The organism is Streptomyces griseorubiginosus, from assembly GCF_017614965.1.
GTDB lineage: Bacteria > Actinomycetota > Actinomycetes > Streptomycetales > Streptomycetaceae > Streptomyces > Streptomyces griseorubiginosus_B.
Genome location: NZ_WVUG01000726.1, coordinates 1 through 508, shown reverse-complemented (window position 1 = coordinate 508; position 508 = coordinate 1). Strand labels below are relative to the sequence as shown.

1 pseudogene is annotated in these 508 nt (G+C 73.8%); it reads right to left on the bottom strand.

Annotation, left to right across the window (positions count from 1 at the left end):
- Positions 1 to 508: pseudogene (locus GRC12_RS44980) on the bottom strand (DNA polymerase III subunit gamma and tau); the annotation flags it as partial.

Genomic DNA, 508 nt, shown 5'->3' with positions numbered 1-508 from the left:
CGGTGGGGGTGGTGGGCGCCGACTGGGGCGGTGCCGGGCGCTGAGCCGTCGTGGCACCGCCGTAAGAGGCACCGGTGTAGGAAGCGCTGGGGGCGCCCGTCGTGCCGTAGCCGCCTCCTCCGCCACCGCCGTAACCGCCCTGCGCGCCGCCTCCGCCGTTGAAGCCGGAGGGGCCGCCGGTCGGTGCGGGGGCCGAGCCGCCGGACGGGTCGACGATCGCCTCGATCTTCCACTGCACGTTGAACTGCTCGGCCAGCGCCTGTCGCAGCACGTCCTCGCTGCCGCTGCTCGCGAAGTTGTCCCGGGCGCCGGCGTTGACGAAGCCCAGCTGCAAGGTCGTGCCGTCGAAGCCGGCGACCTGGGCGTTCTGGCTGAGCAGGATCCAGGTGAAGCGGCGGCGGTTCTTGACGGCCTCCAGGATGTTCGGCCAGAGCATGCGGGGGTCGAGACCACCGCTGGGAGGCGCGTAGGTGGGCGCGGGGGACGCCGGTGCCGGTGACTGCGGGGC